This window comes from Lutimaribacter pacificus, assembly GCF_900142185.1.
GTDB classification, from domain to species: domain Bacteria; phylum Pseudomonadota; class Alphaproteobacteria; order Rhodobacterales; family Rhodobacteraceae; genus Lutimaribacter; species Lutimaribacter pacificus.
In genome coordinates this window covers 777,145-797,778 of sequence record NZ_FQZZ01000001.1, presented here as the reverse complement: position 1 = coordinate 797,778, position 20,634 = coordinate 777,145, and the positions used below count along the sequence as shown (strand labels likewise).

At 66.1% G+C, this 20,634-nt stretch carries 17 protein-coding genes; 9 read left to right on the top strand and 8 right to left on the bottom strand.

Annotation, left to right across the window (positions count from 1 at the left end; all coding sequences use genetic code 11):
* Position 1: 1 nt before the first annotated feature.
* Positions 2 to 1,822 (bottom strand): ABC transporter ATP-binding protein, encoded by a 1,821-nt coding sequence (locus F3H87_RS03935; RefSeq protein ID WP_149786344.1) that lies wholly within the window; start codon positions 1,820 to 1,822, stop codon positions 2 to 4.
* Positions 1,823 to 2,116: 294 nt separating this feature from the next.
* On the opposite strand from F3H87_RS03935, the gene F3H87_RS03930 reads away from it, so the two are divergent.
* The 4 genes from F3H87_RS03930 to F3H87_RS03915 all read left to right on the top strand — a co-directional run bounded on the left by F3H87_RS03930 (position 2,117) and on the right by F3H87_RS03915 (position 7,184).
* Positions 2,117 to 3,820: a peptide ABC transporter substrate-binding protein gene (locus tag F3H87_RS03930; protein WP_149786345.1), complete on the top strand. Its 1,704-nt coding sequence runs from the start codon at positions 2,117 to 2,119 to the stop codon at positions 3,818 to 3,820.
* Positions 3,821 to 3,903: 83 nt separating this feature from the next.
* Complete coding sequence (locus tag F3H87_RS03925) at positions 3,904 to 4,941, top strand: ABC transporter permease (RefSeq protein WP_149786346.1); 1,038 nt, start codon at positions 3,904 to 3,906, stop codon at positions 4,939 to 4,941.
* Positions 4,934 to 5,914, top strand: coding sequence for an ABC transporter permease (locus tag F3H87_RS03920; RefSeq protein WP_149786347.1), 981 nt, complete (start codon positions 4,934 to 4,936; stop codon positions 5,912 to 5,914). Before F3H87_RS03925 ends, F3H87_RS03920 begins: the two co-directional genes overlap by 8 nt.
* Positions 5,915 to 6,125: 211 nt before the next feature.
* Positions 6,126 to 7,184, top strand: coding sequence for a YeeE/YedE family protein (locus F3H87_RS03915; protein WP_149786348.1), 1,059 nt, complete (start codon positions 6,126 to 6,128; stop codon positions 7,182 to 7,184).
* On the opposite strand, the gene F3H87_RS03910 is transcribed toward F3H87_RS03915, so the two are convergent.
* From F3H87_RS03910 to F3H87_RS03885, 6 genes are all read right to left on the bottom strand, one after another.
* Complete coding sequence (locus tag F3H87_RS03910) at positions 7,120 to 8,400, bottom strand: DUF3422 family protein (RefSeq protein WP_149786349.1); 1,281 nt, start codon at positions 8,398 to 8,400, stop codon at positions 7,120 to 7,122. The genes F3H87_RS03915 and F3H87_RS03910 overlap by 65 nt on opposite strands.
* Positions 8,401 to 8,511: 111 nt before the next feature.
* Positions 8,512 to 8,925 carry a PaaI family thioesterase gene (locus F3H87_RS03905; protein WP_149786350.1) on the bottom strand — a complete coding sequence of 138 codons (414 nt, stop codon included), beginning with the start codon at positions 8,923 to 8,925 and terminating at the stop codon, positions 8,512 to 8,514.
* Positions 8,926 to 9,038: 113 nt separating this feature from the next.
* Positions 9,039 to 10,514 (bottom strand): NAD(P)(+) transhydrogenase (Re/Si-specific) subunit beta, encoded by a 1,476-nt coding sequence (locus F3H87_RS03900; protein ID WP_149786351.1) that lies wholly within the window; start codon positions 10,512 to 10,514, stop codon positions 9,039 to 9,041.
* 18 nt (positions 10,515 to 10,532) lie between these two features.
* On the bottom strand, positions 10,533 to 12,104 hold the full coding sequence (locus tag F3H87_RS03895) for a Re/Si-specific NAD(P)(+) transhydrogenase subunit alpha (protein ID WP_149786352.1): 1,572 nt from the start codon (positions 12,102 to 12,104) through the stop codon (positions 10,533 to 10,535).
* Between the two features lie 126 nt (positions 12,105 to 12,230).
* Positions 12,231 to 12,689, bottom strand: coding sequence for a methyltransferase family protein (locus tag F3H87_RS03890; RefSeq protein WP_149786353.1), 459 nt, complete (start codon positions 12,687 to 12,689; stop codon positions 12,231 to 12,233).
* Positions 12,690 to 12,714: 25 nt separating this feature from the next.
* Entirely contained in the window at positions 12,715 to 13,668 is a 954-nt protein-coding gene (locus tag F3H87_RS03885) for an MBL fold metallo-hydrolase (RefSeq protein WP_223227954.1), read from the bottom strand.
* 156 nt (positions 13,669 to 13,824) lie between these two features.
* On the opposite strand from F3H87_RS03885, the gene F3H87_RS03880 reads away from it, so the two are divergent.
* The 3 genes from F3H87_RS03880 to kynA all read left to right on the top strand — a co-directional run bounded on the left by F3H87_RS03880 (position 13,825) and on the right by kynA (position 17,077).
* Entirely contained in the window at positions 13,825 to 14,586 is a 762-nt protein-coding gene (locus F3H87_RS03880) for an SDR family NAD(P)-dependent oxidoreductase (RefSeq protein ID WP_149786354.1), read from the top strand.
* Positions 14,587 to 14,903: 317 nt separating this feature from the next.
* On the top strand, positions 14,904 to 16,097 hold the full coding sequence (kynU, locus tag F3H87_RS03875) for a kynureninase (protein WP_149786355.1): 1,194 nt from the start codon (positions 14,904 to 14,906) through the stop codon (positions 16,095 to 16,097).
* A 146-nt stretch (positions 16,098 to 16,243) separates the two neighbouring features.
* Positions 16,244 to 17,077: a tryptophan 2,3-dioxygenase gene (gene kynA / locus F3H87_RS03870; RefSeq protein WP_149786356.1), complete on the top strand. Its 834-nt coding sequence runs from the start codon at positions 16,244 to 16,246 to the stop codon at positions 17,075 to 17,077.
* 78 nt (positions 17,078 to 17,155) lie between these two features.
* On the opposite strand, the gene F3H87_RS03865 is transcribed toward kynA, so the two are convergent.
* Complete coding sequence (locus F3H87_RS03865; protein WP_149786357.1) at positions 17,156 to 17,764, bottom strand: TetR/AcrR family transcriptional regulator; 609 nt, start codon at positions 17,762 to 17,764, stop codon at positions 17,156 to 17,158.
* A 95-nt stretch (positions 17,765 to 17,859) separates the two neighbouring features.
* Between F3H87_RS03865 and F3H87_RS03860 the strand changes: the two genes are divergently transcribed.
* Positions 17,860 to 18,321, top strand: coding sequence for a (2Fe-2S)-binding protein (locus F3H87_RS03860; protein ID WP_149786358.1), 462 nt, complete (start codon positions 17,860 to 17,862; stop codon positions 18,319 to 18,321).
* Positions 18,322 to 18,325: 4 nt separating this feature from the next.
* The gene (locus F3H87_RS03855; RefSeq protein ID WP_149786359.1) at positions 18,326 to 20,563 is read left to right on the top strand and encodes a xanthine dehydrogenase family protein molybdopterin-binding subunit; all 2,238 of its coding nucleotides are present in this window, start codon (positions 18,326 to 18,328) and stop codon (positions 20,561 to 20,563) included.
* The last annotated feature ends 71 nt before the right edge of the window (positions 20,564 to 20,634 follow it).

Below are 20,634 nucleotides of genomic sequence, written 5' to 3'. Positions count from 1 at the left end.
GTCAGTACCCGCTGTCGGTGGTCAGGACGAAATGGCCGGGGCTGACCTCGTTATACTCGGAGGGTGCGGGGGTGTAGCCCACCGGATGGATCGGCGACGGGATCGGTTTGAAATTCAGGTCGCGCTCGGATTTGCGGCGGCGCGGGTCGGCGATGGGCACCGCCTTCATCAGCGCCTGGGTATAGGGGTGCTGCGGGTCCTCGAACACGGCCTGCCTTGGGCCAAGCTCGACGATGCGGCCCAGATACATCACGCCGACATCGTGGCTGACGCGCTCGACCACGGCCATGTCGTGGCTGATGAAGACATAGGACAGGCCAAGCTCGGCCTGCAGTTCCATCATCAGGTTCAGCACCTGCGCCTGCACCGACACGTCCAGCGCCGATACCGCTTCGTCCGCGACGATCAGCTTGGGGTTCAGCGCCAGCGCCCGCGCGATGGCCACGCGCTGCCGCTGCCCGCCCGACAATTCGTGCGGATAGCGCCGCATGAAGCTGCGCGGCAGTTCCACCCGGTCGAACAGCGCCGCCACCCGGTCGTGCAACTCGCGCCGGTTGGTCCGGCCGTAATTGCGCAGGGGCTCGGCGACCTGGTCCAGAAGCTGCATCTGCGGGTTGAGGCTGGCGAAGGGGTCCTGGAACACCATCTGCATATCGGCGCGCGCGCGGCGCAGCCCGTCGGTATCCAGCGCCATGACATCGACGCCCCCCAGTTCCACATGGCCCGCCTGCGGCTCGACCAGCCGCAGGATCGAGCGGCCGGCGGTGGATTTGCCGCAGCCGGATTCGCCCACCAGCGACAGGGTGCGCCCCTTGTTGAGGGTAAAGGATACGTCCTCGACCGCGTGCACATTGGCGACGGTGCGGCGAAAGAACCCGGCCTTGACCGCAAAGCGCGTGGTCAGGTTGCGCACCTTCAGCAGCGGCTCGTCGCTGCCCAGGATCGGGCCGGTGTCGTGGGTTTCCACCCCCAGCAGGCGCATCGGTTCGGGCGCGGCTTTTCCGCGCATCTCGCCCAGCTTGGGCACGGCAGCCAGCAGCGCCTTGGTATAGTCGTGCTGCGGGGTCTCGAATATCTCTTCGACCGTGCCTTCCTCGACCTTGTTGCCGCGGAACATGACCACCACGCGGTCGGCCATCTGCGCCACCACCGCCATGTCATGGGTGATGAACATCACCGCGGTGCCGGTTTCGCGCTTGAGCCGGTCCATCAGCGCCAGGATTTCCGCCTGGATCGTCACGTCCAGCGCGGTGGTGGGCTCATCCGCGATCAGCAGGCGCGGCTCGCAGGCCAGCGCCATGGCGATGACGACGCGCTGGCGCATCCCGCCCGACAGCTCGTGCGGGTATTGCTGCAACCGGCGTTCGGGTTCGGGGATACGCACCTGCCGGAGCAGCTCCAGCGCCCGCGCGCGGGCCTGCTGCTTGCTCAGCCCGCGATGCAGGCGCAGCCCCTCGGTCAGCTGGCGGCCCACGGTGAAGACCGGGTTCAGCGCGGTCATCGGCTCCTGGAAGATCATGCCGATCTCGTTGCCGCGGATGGTGCGCATCAGCGACTGGTCGGTTTTTACCAGGTCGATCTCGCCCCCGTCCTTGCGGTCGAACAGCAGCCGGCCGCCGGCGATCTCGCCGCCGCCGAACTCCACCAGCCGCATCAGCGACAGGCTCGACACCGACTTGCCCGAACCCGATTCCCCCACGATGCACACCGTTTCACCGGGATTGACCGAGAACGACACGTCCTCGACCCCCAGCACGGGGCCGTCCTTGGTCTGGAATTCCACGCGAAGGTTCTCGATTCTGGCGATCGGCTGATCCAGCATCGCGTCCACCCTGTGTTGTTGTGCATTTTGCCCCGAACGCTACAGACAGCGCGCCGCCAAAGTCAAACCGTAAGCACATCCGGGGTCCGCCACGTCAAGCCACGCACAGAAGTCTTGCATTTTGGCGGCAACCTGTTTTCAGATGGGGCCAGCCGTGGTTGACCGGATATGTCCGGCAGGGGATTGGACTACTGGTGTCTCGTCCTCTTCCTCGGAATAAAGACGAAGCCAAAATCCCGTCCGCACCGCGGGAGCGATAACGAGGCACGTCACGTGTCCAGCAAGGAGAAAAAGATGAAACTGACAACCCTGTTGATGGGCGCGGCCGCGGCATTCGCCATGGCCCCCGCCGCCTTTGCCGAACGCGGCGAGGATGGCGAGCTGAGCATCCTGTACTGGCAGGCGCCCTCGATCCTGACGCCCTATCTCTCGGGCGGGACGAAGGATCTCGAATCCTCGTCGATGATCATCGAGCCGCTCGGCCGCTACGACGAAAAGGGCAACCTGGTGCCCTACCTGGCCGCGGAAATCCCGACCGTCGAGAATGGCGGCGTGTCCGAGGACCTGACCTCGATCACCTGGAAGCTGAAAGAGGGCCTGCTGTGGTCCGACGGCACGCCGGTGACCTCCGAGGACGTGGTGTTCACCGCCGAATACTGCATGCACCCCGAAGGCGGCTGCGCGCAGCTTGCCAAGTTCGAAGGCGTGCAATCGGTCGAGGCGCTGGACGAGCTGACCGTCAAGGTCACCTTCAACGAGCCCAAGCCGTTCCCCTACGGCCCGTTCATGGGGGCGCAATCGCCGATCATCCAGAAGGCACAGTTCGCCGAATGCCTGGGCCCCAAGGCGCCCGAATGCACCGAGGCGAATTTCGGCCCGATCGGCACCGGCCCCTTCGTGGTGGACGAGTTCAAGCCGAACGACGTGATCCAGATGTCGGCCAACCCGCACTATCGTGACCCGAACAAGCCCGCCTTTGCGACCGTGACCTTCAAGGGCGGCGGCGATGCCACCGGCGCGGGCCGCGCGGTTCTTGAAACCGGCGAGTTCGACTATGCCTGGAACCTGCAGCTTGCCCCCGACGTGCTGGCCAAGATGGAAGCGGCCGGCAAGGGCGTGCTCGAGATCGGTTTCGGCACGCTGGTCGAACGGATCATGCTGAACATGACCAATGCCGACCCGAGCCTGCCCGAGGGCGAACGCTCGACCGCGAAGCATCCGCACCCGTTCCTGAGCGATCCGGCGGTGCGCCAGGCGCTGTCGATGGCCATCGACCGCGTGCTGCTGACCGAGGTCGGCTATGGCCAGGCGGGCCGCCCGACCTGTGACCTGGTGCCCGCCCCGGCGATCTATGAATCGGGCGACACCTCGTGCCACGAGCAGGACATCGAGGGCGCCAAGGCGCTGCTGGACGAGGCCGGCTGGGTCGACAGCGACGGTGACGGCGTGCGCGACAAGGACGGCGTGAAACTGTCGATCCTCTACCAGACCTCGACCAACGCCGTGCGCCAGGACTTCCAGGCGCTCATCAAGCAGTGGTGGAGCGAGATCGGCATCGAAACCGAGCTGCGCAACGTCAACGCCTCGGTGTTCTTCGGCGGCGATCCGGGCAGCCCGGACACCTTCCAGAAGTTCTATGCCGACGTGCAGATGTATGCCAACAACTTCGACGGCACCGACCCCGAGGCGTACATGGCCGCGCAGACCTGCGGCAAGGCCCCGCGCCCCGAAAGCCAGTGGCAGGGCGAGAACATCAGCCGCATCTGCGTGCCCGAGTATGACGAGATGGTGGCCGAGCTTGGCCGGACCGGCGATCTGAACGAACGCGCGGAACTGGTGAAGAAGCTTCAGGCCATGATCATCAACGACGGCTACATGATCCTGCCGCTGGTCGACCGTGGCCGGGTCTCGGCCCGTTCGGTGACCCTGGGCGGTGTGGTCCTGAACACCTGGGACAGCGAATTGTGGAACGTCGCCGACTGGCATCGGATCGACTGACCCCGCATTGCGCGCGCGGCCCCGCGGGTTTTTCCGCGGGGCCACCGTCCCCAACCCATAACGCATAAACGGGGCTTACCCGCATGTTGACCTTCACCATCCGCAGGCTGGTTCTGTCGATCCCGACCCTGCTGATCATCGCGTTGGTGATCTTCCTGTTGCTGCAACTGGCCCCGGGCGATCCGATGGCGCAGGTGCCGCTGACCGTCCCCCCCGAAGTCAAGGAAAAGATGCGCGAGGCCCTGGGCCTCGGCCAGCCGCTGCATGTCCAGTTCCTGAAATGGCTGGTGCAGGTCTTCTGGATCGAACCCAAGGTGTTCATCGACTGGCTGACGCGCGAAAGCTGGCTGCTGGGCTGGCTGCCGGACACCGCGCTTTACCAGGGCGAGCTGCGCGTCATCTCGTGGCAGACCCGCTCGCCGGTGATGGATATCGTCGTGCAGCGCCTGCCGCAGACGCTGTGGGTGGTGGGCATGGCCTATGTGGTGGGCATCCTGATCGCCATCCCGATCGGCATCTACTCGGCCTACCGGCAATATTCGATCTTCGACCAGGCCGGCACCTTCGTCACGATGATCGGCTTTTCCATCCCGCCCTTTTTCACCGGGCCGCTGCTGATCGTGATCTTCTCGGTCCAGCTGGGCTGGTTCCCCTTCATCTACGACACAACCCACGTGGTGAACGACTGGGACAGCTTCGTCTACCAGCTGCGGCAGATGATCATGCCGGTGATGGTGCTGGCCTTGCAGACCACCGCGCAGATCAGCCGCTTCATGCGCGCCTCGGTGCTGGACAACCTCAACCAGGATTACGTGCGCACCGCCCGCGCCAAGGGCCTGAGCGAGGCGGTGGTGGTGATGATCCACGTGCTGCGCAACTCGATGATCCCGGTGATCACCGTGATCGCGCTGGGGGTGCCCGGCATCTTCGGCGGTGCGATCATCACCGAGGTGGTGTTCTCGGTAAACGGGATCGGCCAGCTTCTGATCACCGCGCTCTTCGCCAACGACCTGCCGATGGTGCAGACGCTGACCTTCATCTTCGCCGTGCTGATCGTTCTGTTCAACCTGATCGCCGACCTGCTTTACGGCGTGCTGGACCCGAGGATCCGCTATGACTGATCCGACGCCCGACAAGATCACCCCGATCGCCGCCCTTCAGGACACCGCGCCGCTGCGCCCGCCGCGCAGCCAGTGGCGCGACGTCTGGGACCAGCTCAAACATCACAAGGGCGCGATGCTGGGCGGCGGGTTCCTGCTGTTCGTGACGCTGGCCGTGCTGTTCGGCGAGCTGATCTGGCAGCTCGACCCGAAAAAGCTGGATATCCGCAACAAGGACATCCGCCCGATCTTTTCCGCGATCTGGGACAGCGCGGCCAAGGTCGACTGGGCGCATCCGCTGGGCACCGACAACCTGGGCCGCGACCACCTGGCGCAGATCCTCGCGGGCGGGCGCGCCTCGATGGCGGTGGGCTGGGCGGCGATGCTGCTGACCATGCTGATCGGCACCACCATCGGCGTCCTGGCGGGTTTTTTCCGCCGCCTCGACGGGCCGCTCATGCGCTTTACCGACCTGGTGCTCAGCCTGCCGATCCTGCCGCTGATGCTGGTGGCGGTGACGCTGTTCCGCCAGCCCCTGCGCGCCAATTTCGGCCCCGAGACCGGGATGTTCATCCTGATCGTCGGGGTGATCGGCGTGACAAGCTGGATGCAGACCGCGCGGATCGTGCGGGGCGACATCCTGGCGCTGAAGGAACGCGAATTCGTGCTGGCCGCCCGCGCTTCGGGCACCACGGCGCGGAACATCATCTTTCGCCACCTGCTGCCCAACGTGCTGTCGCCGATCATGGTGTCGGCCACGCTGGGGCTGGCCACCGCGATCATCACCGAAAGCGCGCTGTCCTTCCTTGGCGTCGGGTTCCCGTCGGATTTCCCGACCTGGGGCAAGATGCTGGCCGACGCGGTGCCCCGGATGCAGGAGTTTCCCGAGCGCGTGATGCTGCCGGGAATCATGATCTCGGTGACCGTGCTCAGCGTGAATTACCTGGGCGACGGGCTGCGCGACGCGCTCGATCCGCGGATTCGCGGGCGCTGAGCCGAAAAAGAACGCAAGGTCAGGGCCCGCCACTTCGGCGGGCCCTTTCTTTCGGCATGGACCGAACCGGCGGAACGACGGTTCCGCCCCTCGCCCCGTATCGGGAAACCGTCCTGCCATGGCCCGGCCGTCCTGCCCCTCCTTATGCTTGATCCGGCAGGTTTTTCGCTTCATCTGGACTATCGTTCCAAATCTGACGCGGAGACAGGACATGTTCGAAACACTGGGATTTGACACGCTGACCGCCCCGCAGGCGGCGGTGTGGTTCGCCCTTTTGCTGGGGCTCGCCTTCGGCGCGCTGGCGCAGATCACCCGCTTCTGTTTCCGCCGCATGATCGACGGCGAGGACCGCAAACAGGCCGCCGGCGTCTGGCTGACCGCGCTGGCGGTGGCGGTGCTGGGCACGCAGGCCGCCGTGGCGCAGGGCTGGATCGGGTTCGCCGATCACCGCTTCATGGCGCAGGGCCTGCCGGTGCTGGCCATCGTCGTGGGCGGGCTGATGTTCGGCGCGGGCATGATCCTGACGCGCGGCTGCATTTCGCGGCTGACGGTTCTCAGCGGCACCGGCAACCTGCGCGCGGCGCTGGTGCTGGTGGTGTTCGCGGTGGTGGCGCATGCCACGCTCAAGGGCGTGCTGGCGCCGGTGCGCACCGGGCTGGGCAGCGTCACGCTGGACGTGGCCCCCGCCCTGCCCGGCGCGGGGCTGGTCTGGGCGGTCGTGATCGCGCTGGCCGCCATCGGTTTCGCGCTGCGTTCGGGCAACCGCGCGGGCACGCTGGCGCTGGCCGCGCTGCTGGGCGCGCTGGTGCCGCTGGCATGGGTCGGCACCGGCTTTGTCCTTTATGACGAGTTCGAGCCGATTGCGATGGAAAGCCTCAGCTTCACCTCGCCCGCGACCGAGACGCTGTTCTACGCCGTCGCCTCGACCGCCGTGGCGCCGGGCTTTGGCCTCGGGCTGATCGGCGGCGTGGTGCTGGGTGCGCTGGCCGCCGCGCTGATCCGCGGGCAGTTCACATGGCAAAGCTTCGACAGCCCGCGCCAGACCGGCCGCTACATGGCCGGTGCCGCGCTGATGGGTGTGGGCGGCGTTCTGGCGGGCGGCTGCACCGTGGGCGCTGGCCTGTCGGGCATCCCCACCCTGTCGCTGGCCGCGATCCTGGCCATTGCCGCGATTGCCGCCGGTGGCTGGATCACCCGCGCGGCGCTTAATGCAGCGACCGCTGGAGCCGCCGGATCAGCCACCACACAAGCAGCACTACCGGCAGAGTGATCGCCGCGATCAGGCTTCCCTTGCTGAGGTCCAGAACCCCGGCAAGGGGATAAAGCGCATAGCCCGCCAGCGACACCGCGTAGTAGCTGATCGCCACCACCGACAGCCCCTCGACCGTGCGTTGCAGTTTCAGCTGCATGTCGGCGCGGGTGTTCATGCTTTCCAGCAGCGCCTGGTTCTGGGCGCTGCGTTCCACGTCGACCCGCGTGCGCAGCAGGTCGCCCGCGCGGATCGCCCGTTCCGACATCGCCGCCAGCCGCCCCTGCGCCGATTTCACCGTGCGCATCGCCGGATCGTAGCGGCGCATCATGAACTCGCTGAAGGTCTGCCGCCCGTCGAACCGCTGCTCGCGCAGCACTTCGATCCGCTGGTGCACGATCGCCTCGTAGGCGCCTGTCGCCCCGAACCGGAACGAGGCGCGCGCCGCCATGGTTTCCAGCTCGGCCGACACCTGAAGCAGCTTGCCCAGCGTATCCTCGGCAGGCGTGGCGTTGTCGGTCATCTCATCCATCAGATCGGTCAGGCGGTCGTCGATATCGGTCATCCGCGGCGACATCGCCTTGACCTCGGAAAAGCCCAGCATCGACATGGTCTTGTAGGTCTCGATCTCGCACAGGCGCTGCACCATGCGCCCCACCCGCCGGTCGCCGGTGCCGGGGGCCACGAACACCGCGAACCGCTGGTGCCCCGCCGCGTCGATGCGGAAATCGCCCGCGATCACCGCGGCATCGTCCAGCACGCGGCTGACCGCCAGGCTTTCGGGCACGAACCAGTCGTTCAGCGCGCCGCTTACCTTGTCCTTGTCGTTCCACGTCCCGACCCGGATCAGCGCCGAGGTCATGCGCACGCCGGGAACCCGGTCCAGCCAGTCGGGGGGAAAGACCTCGAAATCCGCCGGATCGAACGGCCGCGAGGACAGCCCGTCGATGAAGGCGGTGTAGGTCACGAACTCGGTGTGGCTTTCCCATTTCAGCTGGAAACGGCCCAGCCTGCCGGAGTAATGCGTCGCGCCGGGCTGCGGGTGCGGGGCGCCATAGCGGTCGAGCAGCGCCAGCAGATGCGCCATGTCGGCCGCGCGATCACGCCCCGCCGCGCCCTCGGGTTGCTTGACCGCCAGATACACCGCGGTCGACGGGGTCGGGATCGACGGGAACGGGCGCGCGTGCAACTCGTTGGCCAGCTGGTAGCGCAGCGGATGATCGGCAATGGGGGCCATATGACAGCTCCTGAATTGGCCGGCAGGCGGGCCGGATATGCCGTGTTATAAACGGGAAATCGTATCGTTTCCAACGACTTGGCGGAATACCATGGCATACTTGCCTAATTGTCACGCAGGCGCGCGCGCCGCCAGCGTGCCCTGCGCGGCGGCGATCAGGGTCTCATCCCCGTCCGAGATCGCACAGATGTCGGCGCGGCACACCGCCTGCCGGGTGCTGTGCGATACCACGAAACCGCGCGCGATCAGCGCCTCGCCCACACCCGGGCGCAGGTAGTTCAGCTTGAATTCCACCGTCACCAGGTCGCCGATGACCGTGCCCGCCGCGAAGGACAGGGCATTGTCGGCCAGCGTCGCGATCACGCCGCCATGGGCGAAACCGTGCTGCTGCCGGTGATCGGGGCGCAGGTCCAGCCGGAAATCGACGCGGCCGGTTTCGGCATGGACGATCCGCGCGCCCAGCGCCCGGCTGAAGGGCTGCCGGGACAGGATCTCGTCAAGAAGCGCGCGGTCGACCTGTGCCATGGCACCAGCCTGCCCGCCGCCAGCGGCGCCGGTCAAAGCAAACGTCGCGTCGCAACGAAAAACCCCCGCCCGGCGCGAACCGGGCGGGGGCCATGCATGGGGCCGCTGCGGCCTCAGCTGATCTTTTGCAGCAGTGTCTCAAGGCTCTGCTTGGCGTCACCGTAGAACATGCGCGTGTTCTCCTTGTAGAACAGCGGGTTCTCGATGCCGGAATAGCCGGTGCCCTGCCCGCGCTTGGACACGAAGACCTGCTTGGCCTTCCAGACCTCCAGCACCGGCATCCCGGCGATGGGGCTGTTGGGATCGTCCTGCGCGGCCGGGTTCACGATGTCGTTCGAACCGATGACGATCGCCACGTCGGTATCGGGGAAATCGTCGTTGATCTCGTCCATCTCCAGCACGATGTCATAGGGCACCTTGGCCTCGGCCAGCAGCACGTTCATGTGCCCGGGCAGGCGGCCGGCGACGGGGTGGATGGCGAAACGCACCTCCTTGCCCTTGGCGCGCAGCCGCCGGGTCAGTTCGCTGACCGCCTGCTGCGCCTGTGCCACCGCCATGCCATAGCCCGGCACGATGACCACGCTGTCGGCCTCGTCCAGCGCCGCGGCCACGCCGTCGGCGTCGATGGCGATCTGCTCGCCCTCGACCTCCATCGCGGGGCCGCTCGTGCCGCCGAAGCCGCCGAGGATCACGCTGATGAACGAGCGGTTCATCGCCTTGCACATGATGTAGGACAGGATCGCCCCCGACGAGCCCACCAGCGCCCCGGTCACGATCAGCAGGTCGTTGCCCAGGCTGAAGCCGATGGCCGCCGCCGCCCAGCCGGAATAGCTGTTCAGCATCGACACCACCACGGGCATGTCGGCGCCGCCGATCCCCATGATCAGGTGATAGCCGATGAAGAATGCAAAAAGCGACATCACCACCAGCGTCCAGCCGCCCGCGCCGTTCATGTACATGATCAGCAGGATGAAGCTGATGATCGCCGACCCGGCGTTCAGCGCGTGCCCGCCGGGCAGCTTTTTCGCCGCCGACGTGACCTTGCCCGCCAGCTTGCCGAAGGCCACGACCGAGCCGGTAAAGGTCACCGCGCCGATGAACACGCCAAGGAACACCTCGACCTTGAGGATACTGATCTCGACCGCGGTCTTGTGCGCGACCTTCAGCGCGAAACCCTGGATGCCCTGATCGTGCAGCCAGGTCTCGATCCCGGTGGCGTTCAGGCTGGCCGGCACATCGGCCATGATCGCGGCGACGCGCCCCATCTCGATCTGCGCGTTGAAGCCGATGAAGACGGCCGCCAGACCCACGAAGCTGTGCAGCGCGGCGACAAGCTGGGGCATTTCGGTCATCTCGACCTTGCCCGCCACCATCTGGCCCAGATAGGCGCCGATGGCGATCATCACCAGAAGGATCAGGTAGTTGCCGATGCCGGGGCCGAACACGGTGGCCAGCACCGCGAGCGCCATGCCGACGATCCCGTACCAGACCGCGCGCTTGGCGCTTTCCTGGCCCGACAGGCCGCCCAGCGACAGGATGAAGAGAACAGATGCCGCGATATAGGCGGCAGACACGATTCCGATAGCCATTCTTACTGTCCCCTTCCGTTACGATTTCTGGAACATGGCCAGCATGCGCCGCGTGACCATGAAACCGCCGACGATGTTGATCGAGGCGATCAGCACCGAGATGCTGGCCAATACGACCACCAGCCAGTTGCCCGAGCCGATCTGCAACAGGGCGCCCAGGATGATGATGCCGGAAATGGCGTTGGTCACGGCCATCAGCGGCGTGTGCAGCGAATGCGACACGTTCCAGATCACCTGGAACCCGACAAAGACCGCCAGCACGAAGACGATGAAATGCTGCATGAAGCTGGCCGGGGCAAAGGCCCCCACGATCAGCATCAGCACCGCACCGATCACCAGCAGGCTGACCTGGTTCTTGGTCTGCGCCTTGAAGGCCGCCATTTCCTGCGCCTTTTTCTCTTCCGGCGTCAGGTCCTTCGGCTTTTCCTTTTTCTGTGCCGCGATGGCCTGCACCTTGGGCGGCGGCGGCGGCCAGGTGATTTCGTGATCGTAGGTCACGGTCGCGCCGCGGATCACGTCATCCTCCATGTTGTGATTGATCTGGCCGTCCTTTTCGGGCGTCAGGTCGGTCATCATGTGGCGGATGTTGGTGGCGTAAAGCGACGACGCCTGCGAGGCCATCCGGCTGGGGAAATCGGTATAGCCGATGATCGTCACGCCGTTGTCGGTGACGATCTTTTCGTCCGCCACGGTCAGCTTGCAGTTGCCGCCCTTTTCCGCCGCAAGGTCCACGATGACCGAGCCGCGCTTCATCGCGGCGACCATGTCCTCGGTCCAGAGCTCGGGCGCTTCGCGGTTGGGGATCAGCGCGGTGGTGATGACGATATCCATCTCGGGCGCCAGTTCGCGGAACTTGGCAAGCTGCGCCTCGCGGAACTCAGGCGAGGACACGCTGGCATAGCCGCCGGTTGCCGCGCCGTCCTGCTGTTCCTCTTCGAAATCGAGATAGACGAACTCCGCCCCCATCGATTCAACCTGTTCGGCCACTTCGGGGCGCACGTCGAACGCATAGGTGATCGCGCCAAGGCTGGTCGCCGCGCCGATCGCGGCCAGGCCCGCCACGCCGGCACCCACCACCAGCACCTTGGCCGGCGGCACCTTGCCCGCGGCGGTGATCTGCCCGGTGAAGAAACGGCCATAGTTGTTGCCCGCCTCGATCACCGCGCGGTAACCCGCGATATTGGCCATCGACGACAGCGCGTCCATCTTCTGCGCGCGGCTGATGCGCGGCACCATTTCCATGGCGATGACGTTGGCGCCCTTTTTCTTCGCCGCTTCCAGCCCGGCCTCGTTACCGGCGGGGTTGAAGAAGGAAATCAGCGTCTGACCCTTGCGCAGGCGCTTCATCTCGGTGTCGTTGGGCTGGCGGACCTTGGCGACGATATCGCAGTCCTTCCACAGGGCGGCGGGGGTCTTGATCACCTCGACGCCGGCCTCTTCATAGGCGGCGTCCGTGAACCCGGCCAGCGCGCCGGCCCCGGTCTCGATCGCGCATTCGTAACCCAGCTTCTGCAAAGCCTGGGCCGAGTCCGGGGTCATGGCGACGCGCGCCTCACCCTCGTACACTTCCTTTGGCGTTCCGATTTTCACCTGTCCATCCCCTTTCTCGGCAGATACGATTTGGCCACCCGCATGGGGCGGCCCTGCTGTGTAATTTCTTTGCGCAACATTTGCAAAGATTCCCGATGCCTTCGATTGCCAAAATGTCGCGGATTGTCAAACCCAACGCCGCGTTTTCTGGGCGTAGCGGGCAAAATCTGCCCGAAATTTACGCCGCAGGCGGTTCTCTTCGGGTATGATGAATCTTCGCTCGATAATCCAGACGAAAATCGGGATCAGCGGCAGCGAAAGAACCGCGTCCCAGCGCAGGATCATCCCCGCCAGAACCAGCACGTCGCCCAGGTAGATCGGGTTGCGCGTGCGGCGGTAGATGCCGCTGGTGACCAGGCGGGCGGCCTCGCGGTGGGGGATGATGGTGGTGTGCTGGCGGCGCATCTCGTAGGCGGCCAGCAGCATCATCACGATACCGCCCCCCGCCAGGATGCCGCCCAGGAAATCGGTGACCGGGCCGCCCAGGCTCAGCCCCATCGGGAACCGGCTGGCCTGAACCCAGGCCAGCGCAAGCGCCGCCAGCAACCAGACCGGCGGCAGGTCGATCCAGCGGCTTATCCGCATCGGCGCGGCCCCGCCCGGCGGTCGGTCATTCCCACTCCATCTCTTCGAAGACGCGGCCGGCATTCTTGGTGGCCAGTTCCTCGAACGTGTCCATGTATTCCCATTTCGCCTGATCGACGTAATAGGCGCCGGCCAGGTCGCCACCCTCGTCGATATGCGCACCGATCTTTTCGCGCAGGTCGCGCAGGTAATCAACCGTGCCGATGGTGACGGTACCCATGTTGGTGGGATGCCCGTGGCCCGGTATCACGTAGGTTGCGCCCAGATCGGTGAACGGCCCTTCGAAGGTTTCGATCCAGCAGCTTGTGCAGGTATCGGCAAAGATCGGCGGCATCCGCTCATGAAACGCGATATCGCCCGCGATCACCACCGACCATTGCGGAATCCAGACCTGCGTATCGCCCGGCCCGTGCGCGGGGCCAAGGTGCAGCACCTCGAACGTCACGTCGCCCATCTGGAAATCGTGGCGGTCGGAGAAACTGATATTGGCGGGAACGACCGTGGTGCCCTCGGCCTTGTCCCGGTTATAGCCCTGCATTCCCTGCAGGATGAAATCGCCGTTTTCCTTCACCTCGTGAATGGCATCCTCATGCGCCAGGATATCGACCCCCTGCCCGGCCCAGTAGGAATTGCCCAGGATCGCGTGGCCCTGTCCGTTCTCGTTGATCACCAGCTTTACCGGCTGGTCGGTGATCTGCCTGATCTCGTCATGCAGCGCCCGCGCCAGGCGGTAGGACGCGCCGCCATTGATCACCACCACCCCGTCGCCGGTGATCACGAAGCTCAGGTTGTTGTTATGGCCCGCGTTTTCATAGGTCGGCGGCGCGGTCGCGCCGATCGCGGACCAGACATTCGGAATGAACTCTACCGGCTTGTTGTAAAGCTCGGACTGCGGATACTTGTCGGCGATATCCTCATGCGCCAGCGCCATGCCGGCACCCAGCGCAAGGGCTGCAAAACTTGTCGTGAAACGCACCATGATCTCCTCCCTGCAGGTCGTTACGCACAAATTCACAGATATGAATACCAAAGTAAAGGCGATGGTGTGCAGGCGCATACCGGCGACGCAACGGCGCGGCTTGCCAGCCCCGTGCGAACCGCTAGTCTGGCGCGGACACCGAGGGAGGATCACGGCATGAGCATCGAGGGAAAACACGCGCTCGTCACCGGCGGCGGCACCGGCATCGGGCTGGCCATCGCGCGGGCGCTGGCCGACGAGGGCGCGCAGGTCACCATCACCGGCCGCCGGCAGGAGGTGCTGGACAAGGTCGCGGGTGGCGGGCTGCACGGCATCGCCATGGACGTGACCGACGAGGCGCAGGTGCGCGACGTGATCGACACGGCGGTGGATGCGCGCGGGCCGCTGCAGATCATCGTCGCCAATGCCGGCATCGCGGAGGGCCGCAAGCTGCACAAGACCGACACCGAACTGTGGCGCAGGATCATGGCCACCAATCTCGACGGCGTGTTCTGGACCGTGCGCGAGGGGATGCGCTCGATGCTGGGCACCGGCTGGGGCCGGGTTCTGGCGGTCAGTTCCATCGCGGGTGTGCGCGGGCTGCCGGGCGGTGGCGCCTATTCCGCCTCGAAACATGGCGTGGTCGGCATGATGCGCAGCCTGGCCGAGGATTTCCTGGGCGAGCCCTATACCTTCAACTCGATCTGCCCGGGCTATGTCGATACCGACATCATCACCCGCAACGTCGACGCCATCAGGGACCGCGCCGGCATCAGCGCCGACGCCGCGAAACAGATCATGGTCGAATCGAACCGCCACAACCGCCTGATCGCCCCCGAAGAGGTCGCCGCCGCCGCGCTGTGGCTGTGCCGGCCCGGATCGGAAAGCGTGAACGGACAGGAGATCATGATCGCCGGCGGGCAGGTCGTCGGGCGGTAGCTGTCGGGCGGGTTCGGGTCGGCGGGCGCAACAGAAGGGCATCGCATGGCCGCGGTCGGGCGATCCTACCTCTGTAGCTGCCACTTTATCGCGCAGCCACGCCCTCCCTCAAAGCGGAATGCTTGCGGCAGCCAATCGCCCGGCCGGGGGGCGGCCGTGCGATGCCCGGGCCGCTGCGCGGCTGTTCCGGGCTGGCGCGGCGTTCATACGTGGAGGGAAACCTCCCCACACCCGGATTTTTCTGGACACACACCGGCAAAGGGGTTAGGCATCCCGCAGATGCTTCAAGCATAAAATAAATTTCGCCGGAGGCCCCCATGACCGATTTCTCCGCCACCAAGGCCCGGTTCCACCTGCCGGACGGCGTGATCTATCTCGACGGCAATTCGCTGGGCCCGCTGCCCCGCCACGCGCAGCAGCGCATGGCCCGCACCATGCAGGACGAATGGGGCGAGATGCTGATCACCGGCTGGAACAAGGCCGGCTGGATGGAACAACCCACCCGCGTCGGCGACCGCATCGCCCGCCTGATCGGGGCCGAGCCGGGCCATGTGGTGATGGGCGACACGCTGTCGATCAAGGTCTACCAGGCGCTGGCTTCGGCCATCGCCATGAATCCCGACCGCCGCGTGATCCTGTCGGACAGTGGCAACTTCCCGTCCGATCTCTACATGGCCGAGGGACTGATCGGTTTTCTGGACCGGGGGTATGAGCTGCGCGTCGTCGCCCCCGAAGAGGTCGCCGACAACATCACCGACGAGATCGCCGTGACGATGATCACCGAGGTCGATTACCGCACCGGCCGGATGCACGACATGGCGGCGCTGACCGCTAAGGCACATGAGCATGGCGTCGTAACCGTCTGGGATCTGGCCCATACCGCCGGGGCAACCCCGGTGGACCTGAAGCGCGCGAACGCGGATTTCGCGGTGGGCTGCACCTATAAATACCTCAATGGCGGGCCGGGATCGCCGGCCTTCATCTACGTCAACCCGCGCCATGCCGATGCCGCGCTGCCGGCGCTGTCGGGCTGGCTCGGCCATGACGCGCCCTTCGCGTTCGAACCCAGCTACCGCCCCGGCCCCGGCATCGAACGGATGCGCGTGGGCACGCCCCCGGTGCTGGCGCTGGCCGCGCTCGAATCCGCGCTGGACATCTGGGACATGACCGACATGGGCGCGATCCGCGCGCAATCGCTGGCCCTGACCGACCGCTTCATCGCAGGCGTCGAATCCGCCTGCCCGATGCTCGATCTCGCCACCCCGCGCGACCATGCCCTGCGCGGCAGCCAGGTGTCCTTCCGCTTTACCGAAGGCTATGCCGCGATGCAGGCGCTGATCGCCCGCGGCGTGATCGGCGATTTCCGCGCCCCCGACATCATGCGCTTCGGCTTCACCCCGCTCTATATCGACGAGGGCGATGTCGATGCCGCCGTGGCGATCGTCGCCGACGTGATGCAGAACGGCCTGTGGGATCGCCCCGAATACAAGACCCGCGCCCGGGTGACCTGATGCACCCCCTGCGCACACAACACCTGCCGCTATGCCAGCCCGCGGGCTGGGTGGCGCTGTGGCGGCGGCTGGCCGCCATATCCTGCCTGAACAGGTGACGCGCGCGCCCCGCCCGCGCTACCATTCAGTTCAGGAGACCCAGACACATGTCAGACGCATACGATCCCTCCGCCGAGGGCGCCCAGATGGAATTCGACGGGCGCATGTCCTACGGCGATTACCTCGATCTCGACCACATCCTGTCGGCCCAGAAGACCTGGACCGATACCCATGACGAGATGCTGTTCATCATCCAGCACCAGACATCCGAATTGTGGATGAAGCTGGCGATCCACGAAATCGCCGCCGCACGCCGCACGCTGGCCGCCGGCGAAACCCGCCCCGCCTTCAAGATGCTGGCGCGGGTGGCGCGGATCTTCGAACAGCTCAACAACGCGTGGGACGTGCTGCGCACCATGACGCCCAGCGATTACACCGCCTTCCGCGACGCGCTGGGGCAAAGCTCGGGGTTCCAGTCCTACCAGTACCGCCAGATCGAATTCATGCTGGGCAACCGCAACAAGGCGATGCTGCGCCCGCACGAACACCGTCCCGAAATCGTGCGGATGCTGCAGGACGAACTGGCGCAACCCTCGCTCTACGACGTGGCGCTGCGCCTGCTCGACGCCACGATCCCGCTGCCCGATGCCGTGCTCAACCGCGACCTGTCGCGCCCCTGGGCGCCCGACCCGGCAGTCGCCGACGCCTGGACGCAGGTCTACCGCAACCCGCGCCAGCACTGGGAGCTGTACGAGCTGGCCGAGAAACTGGTGGATTTCGAGGATTATTTCCGCCGCTGGCGCTTCAACCACGTCACCACGGTGGAACGCGTGATCGGCTTCAAGCGCGGCACCGGCGGCACCGGCGGGGTCAGCTATCTCAAACGTATGCTTGAGGTCGAGCTGTTCCCCGAACTCTGGCACCTGCGCACCGACCTCTAAGTCCCCCTGCGGCTTCATCTTGCCCCAAATACCTCCGGGGGTGAGGCCGCAGGCCGAGGGGGCAGCGCCCCCTTTTGGTCAGCCGCCCACCGCCAGCGCGCGGCCGAACATCGCGCCCAGCCGGTCGGCGCGGGCGCGGTAGTCGGCATAGGACGGCTGGCCCGCCTTCATCCCGTGCAGCCCCGCCAGGATCGTCGCGACGACCGCCCGCGCATCCCCGCCATAAGGCGACAGGTCACAGCGGCCCGCCGTCGCCTCGCCCGTCAGCCAGTCGGCATAGATTTCCGCCAACCGTGCCTCGCCCGCTTCGGCCACATCCGCCGCATTGGCATATTTCGTATCCAGCAACTCGTCCCCGTGCGGCGAGGTCAGAAGCGCCTCGAACAATTCACCTGCCTGCGCCCGGAACGCCGCGGGCAAGGCCTCGGCCATCGGGCGGCCGGGCCGCAGCTCGGCCCGGATCGCCTGTTCGGCGGTCTGGTAATAATAAGCGGCCAGGGACCGGAATATGTCTTCCTTGTTGCGGTAATGCAGATACAGCGCGGCGCGCGACATTCCCGCCCCGCGCGCGATATCCTCCATCGCCGTGCGGCGGAACCCGTATTGGCGGAACGCCTCGAACGCCGCGCCAAGGATCGCTTTCTGGCGCGGGTCGATCGACAGGTTTTCGGGCGTTTCCAATGTCATTACGCGCAGATGACAGATTGTACGAAAATTGTCAATTGACATACTGACATTTTAAAACCATTTTGTCACAAAGCATTGAAAGCGAGGAGTCGACCATGGCCATCCCCCTGACCGTCAACGGCGCGTCCCATGACGTGGACCTGCCCGGGGACGTGCCCCTGCTGTGGGTGCTACGCGACGAGATCGGGCTGACCGGCACGAAATTCGGCTGCGGCGTCGCGTCCTGCGGCGCCTGCACCGTGCATATCGACGGCGAGGCCGTGCGCTCCTGCCAGGTGGCGCTTGGCGATGTCTGGGGCGAGGTGACGACGATCGAGGGGCTGGGCACGCCCGATGCGATGTCCGCGCTGCAAGAGGCATGGGTCGAACATCAGGTCGCGCAATGCGGCTATTGCCAGTCGGGCCAGATCATGCAGGCCGCCAGCCTGCTGGCGCAAAGCCCCACCCCCACCGACGCCGAGATCGACGACGCGATGCAGGGCAACCTGTGCCGCTGCGGCACCTACCCGCGTATCCGCGCCGCGATCCACGCCGCCGCCGCCAAGATGGAGGGTTAAGCCAATGGCAAGCATCGGAAAAATCGCCCGCCGCACCTTCCTTATCGGGTCGGCCGCCATCGTCGGCGGCGCGGCCTTCGGCGCGTGGTACGTGGGCCGCCCGGCCCCCAACCCGCTGAGCCCCGGTGCGGGCGAGGCGGCGCTGACCCCTTTCGTGCTGGTCACCGGCGATGGCGTCACGCTGATCACCCCGCGCGCCGAAATGGGGCAAGGCACGCAGACCACGCTGGCCGCCCTGATCGCCGAAGAACTGGATATCGCCTGGCAGGATGTCCGCGTGATGCACGGCCCCCCGGCGGCGGCCTATTACAACAGCGCCCTGCTGCACGAGGTCGTCCCCGGCAAGGGTTACGACCAGTCGGACTTCATGCACGCGCTGGCGGAATATATCGGCCGCGTGGGCAAGGTGATGAAGATGCAGGTCACCGGCGGATCGAGCGCGATGAAGGACGGGTTCGAACGTCTGCGCGTCGCGGGCGCCACCGCGCGCGAGGCGCTGAAATCCGCCGCCGCCGCGCGGTTGGGCGTCGAAACCGCGCGGTTGCGCACCGAAAACGGGCAGGTCATCTCCCCCGACGGCACCGCCATCCCCTATACCGACCTGGCCGCCGAGGCCGCCAAGGCCGATCTGCGCGCGCCGGAATTGCGCGACCCGTCGCAATGGAAATACCTGGGCAAATCCATGCCCCGGCTCGACATGGTGGCCAAGGCCACCGGCACCGCCGGGTTCGGCATCGACACCCGGCCCGAAGGGCTGACATTCGCGGCCCTGCGCATCAACCCCAAACGCGCCGGAATGCGCAGCTTCGACGCCAGTGCCGCCGAAACGATGCCCGGCGTGGAAAGGATCGTCGATCTGGGCAATGGCGTGGCGGTGGTGGCGCGCAACACCTGGCTGGCGCAGCAGGCGGTCGACGCGATCGAGGTGGAATGGGAGGACGCGCCCTACCCCGCCGACACCGCCGCGATCTTCGGCCGGATCGCCGCCGCCTTCGACGGGAACGCCAATTCGACCCTGCGCAACGATGGCGACGCCGACACGCTGCCCGATGGCGCGACCGAGGTTTCCGCCGATTATTCCGTGCCTTACCTTGCCCACGCGACGATGGAGCCGATGAACGCCACCGCGCTTTACACCGGCGACACGCTGACCGTCTGGTCGGGCAACCAGGCGCCGGTCTTCACCCGCGACCATTGCGCCCGCGCCGCCGGGCTGGACCCTGCGCAGGTCGAGGTGATCACCCCCTTCCTCGGCGGCGGGTTCGGCCGGCGGGGCGAGATGGATTTCTCGGTCTACGCCACGCAGGTCGCTGTGGCGATGCCGGGCACGCCCGTGCAACTGACCTGGAGCCGCCAAGAGGACATGCGCCACGATTTCTACCGCCCCGGCGCCATCGCCCGGATGCGCGGCGCGGTGCGCGATGGCCGCGCGGTGCTGCTGGATGCGCGGGTTTCGGGGCAATCGACCTCGCAACAGGCGATGAACCGGTGGCTGGGCTTTGCGCCCGGCGGGCCGGACAAGGGCCATGTGGACGGGCTGTTCAACGCGCCCTACGCGATCCCCAACCACCGGGTGCGCGGCTATCTGGCCGATCTGGATGTGCCCGTGGGGTTCTGGCGCTCGGTCGGCGCGTCGTTCAACGCCTTCTTCCAGGATTGCTTCATGGACGAGATGGCCCATGAAGCGGGCGCCGATCCGCTGGCGTTCCGGCTGGACCTGATGCGCGACGAATACCCCGCCGGCGCCGGCGTGCTCGAGGCGGTGCGCGACATGTCGGGCTGGGGCGATGCCAAACCCGCCAATACCGGGCGCGGCGTGGCGTTTTCCTACAGCTTCGGCACACCCGTCGCGCAGGTGGTCGAGGTGGTGGACGAGGATGGCACGATCCGCATATCCCGCGTCTGGATCGCGGCGGATCTGGGCACCGTGCTGGACCCCGGCATAACAGAGGCGCAGATGATCGGCGGCTGCATCTACGGCCTGTCGGCGGCGGTGAGCGAGGAAATCACCTTTGCCGATGGCGAGGCCGAGCAGATGAACTTTCCCGATTTCGACGCGCTGCGGATGCACAACACGCCCAGATTTTCGGTGCAACTGCTTGAAAACAATCCGCGTCTTGGTGGCGCGGGCGAACCGGGCACGCCGCCCGCCGCCCCGGCACTGGCCAACGCGCTGTTCGACCTGACCGGCACCCGCGCACGCGAATTGCCGCTGTCGAAAAGCTTTGACCTGCTGCTCTGACGGGCGGCACGAACCGCACAGACGCGCCGGGAACAATCAGGGGGCAATCTTTCGGGATTGTCCTCAATTTT

What these genes read in the sequence shown, in the direction of transcription:
- kynU (WP_149786355.1), top strand. Translation starts at nt 14,904, where the DNA reads ATGACCGATTTCTCCGCCACCAAGGCCCGGTTCCACCTGCCGGACGGC.
- F3H87_RS03860 (WP_149786358.1), top strand. Translation starts at nt 17,860, where the DNA reads ATGGCCATCCCCCTGACCGTCAACGGCGCGTCCCATGACGTGGACCTG.
- F3H87_RS03925 (WP_149786346.1), top strand. Translation starts at nt 3,904, where the DNA reads ATGTTGACCTTCACCATCCGCAGGCTGGTTCTGTCGATCCCGACCCTG.
- F3H87_RS03915 (WP_149786348.1), top strand. Translation starts at nt 6,126, where the DNA reads ATGTTCGAAACACTGGGATTTGACACGCTGACCGCCCCGCAGGCGGCG.
- F3H87_RS03865 (WP_149786357.1), bottom strand. Translation starts at nt 17,764, where the DNA reads ATGACATTGGAAACGCCCGAAAACCTGTCGATCGACCCGCGCCAGAAA.
- F3H87_RS03885 (WP_223227954.1), bottom strand. Translation starts at nt 13,668, where the DNA reads ATGGTGCGTTTCACGACAAGTTTTGCAGCCCTTGCGCTGGGTGCCGGC.
- F3H87_RS03890 (WP_149786353.1), bottom strand. Translation starts at nt 12,689, where the DNA reads ATGCGGATAAGCCGCTGGATCGACCTGCCGCCGGTCTGGTTGCTGGCG.
- F3H87_RS03935 (WP_149786344.1), bottom strand. Translation starts at nt 1,822, where the DNA reads ATGCTGGATCAGCCGATCGCCAGAATCGAGAACCTTCGCGTGGAATTC.
- F3H87_RS03900 (WP_149786351.1), bottom strand. Translation starts at nt 10,514, where the DNA reads ATGGCTATCGGAATCGTGTCTGCCGCCTATATCGCGGCATCTGTTCTC.
- F3H87_RS03905 (WP_149786350.1), bottom strand. Translation starts at nt 8,925, where the DNA reads ATGGCACAGGTCGACCGCGCGCTTCTTGACGAGATCCTGTCCCGGCAG.
- kynA (WP_149786356.1), top strand. Translation starts at nt 16,244, where the DNA reads ATGTCAGACGCATACGATCCCTCCGCCGAGGGCGCCCAGATGGAATTC.
- F3H87_RS03930 (WP_149786345.1), top strand. Translation starts at nt 2,117, where the DNA reads ATGAAACTGACAACCCTGTTGATGGGCGCGGCCGCGGCATTCGCCATG.
- F3H87_RS03910 (WP_149786349.1), bottom strand. Translation starts at nt 8,400, where the DNA reads ATGGCCCCCATTGCCGATCATCCGCTGCGCTACCAGCTGGCCAACGAG.
- F3H87_RS03855 (WP_149786359.1), top strand. Translation starts at nt 18,326, where the DNA reads ATGGCAAGCATCGGAAAAATCGCCCGCCGCACCTTCCTTATCGGGTCG.
- F3H87_RS03920 (WP_149786347.1), top strand. Translation starts at nt 4,934, where the DNA reads ATGACTGATCCGACGCCCGACAAGATCACCCCGATCGCCGCCCTTCAG.
- F3H87_RS03880 (WP_149786354.1), top strand. Translation starts at nt 13,825, where the DNA reads ATGAGCATCGAGGGAAAACACGCGCTCGTCACCGGCGGCGGCACCGGC.